Origin of the sequence: Parendozoicomonas verongulae, assembly GCF_009711465.1 — a bacterium.
GTDB classification, from domain to species: Bacteria; Pseudomonadota; Gammaproteobacteria; order Pseudomonadales; family Endozoicomonadaceae; genus Sansalvadorimonas; species Sansalvadorimonas verongulae.
The window spans coordinates 1-1,098 of sequence record NZ_SMME01000614.1 but is presented as its reverse complement, the minus strand read 5'-3'; the positions used below and the strand labels follow the sequence as shown (position 1 = coordinate 1,098).

At 55.4% G+C, this 1,098-nt stretch carries 1 protein-coding gene; it reads left to right on the top strand.

Features of this window, described 5'->3' with window-relative positions; translation table 11 throughout:
- Positions 1–1,098: hypothetical protein (locus E1189_RS01885; protein ID WP_196221035.1), on the top strand; the 1,098-nt coding region annotated here is incomplete at both ends.

The following is a 1,098-nucleotide window of genomic DNA, read 5'->3' as shown; positions in this document are numbered from 1 at the left end:
GGGCACGGACAACCTGAAAACGGCCCTGGACATTTTTATCCAGTTGCGTACCCGGGCCGCTGGGGGGCAGATGAACATACCCTGTGAGAGCAAGGGGATCGAGTTAGCACTGGCTGTGCATCTTCTCGTTATGGGAGGGGCGGACAACCTGAAAACGGCCCTGGAGATCCTTACCCGGCTGCGTACCCTGGCAGCCGGAGGGCAGATGAACACCCCCTGTGATGATAAGGATATTGAACTGGTTCTGGGCAAAAATCTCCAGGCCATAGGGGGGGTGGACAACCTGAGAAAGGCTCTGGATATCTTTATCCGGCTGCGTACCCAGGCGGCCGGAGGGCAGGTGAACACCCCTTGCGAGGACAGGGTGATTGAACTGACTCTTGGCAGGCTGCTTCAGGCTCTGGGGGGTACGGTCAACCTGAAAGCGGCCTGGGATATCTTCACCCGGCTACGTACCCGGGCGGCCGGAGGGCAGGAGAACAGGGCCTGTAATGACAAAGAGATTGAAATGGCTCTGGGCAGACTGCTTCAGATTATGGGGAGCGAGGACAACCTGAAGGCGGCCCTGGAGATTTTTACCCAGCTGCGTACCCGGGCGGCCAGAGGGCAGGTGAACACCCCCTGTGGTGACAGAGAGATCGAGTTAACGCTGGGCAGACATCTCCAGATCATGGGGGGCGCAGACAATCTGAAAACGGCTCTGGACATTTTTACCCGGCTGCGCACCCGGGCCGCCGGGGGACGGGTAAATACCCCCTGTGATGACAAGGAGATCGAACTGGCTCTGGGTATACATCTTCAGATTATGGGGGGGGAAGATAGCCTGAAAACGGCGCTGGACATCCTTACCCGGTTGCGTACTCAGGCGGCCGAAGGGAAGGTGAACACCCCCTGCGAAGACAAGGAGATCGAACTGGGTATAGCAAACATTTTCATTGATATGGATGCATGGCAACAGTTTGATGAACTACAACTTGATAAGCAGTTATATTCAGGGTTCGAAACCTGCTTATGCTTGAGTATCCGTTACTTCCAGGAATTAATGAACGTTGAGAAAATCTTACCCGGACATGTGACCCTTTTGGGGAAAGCGTTCAA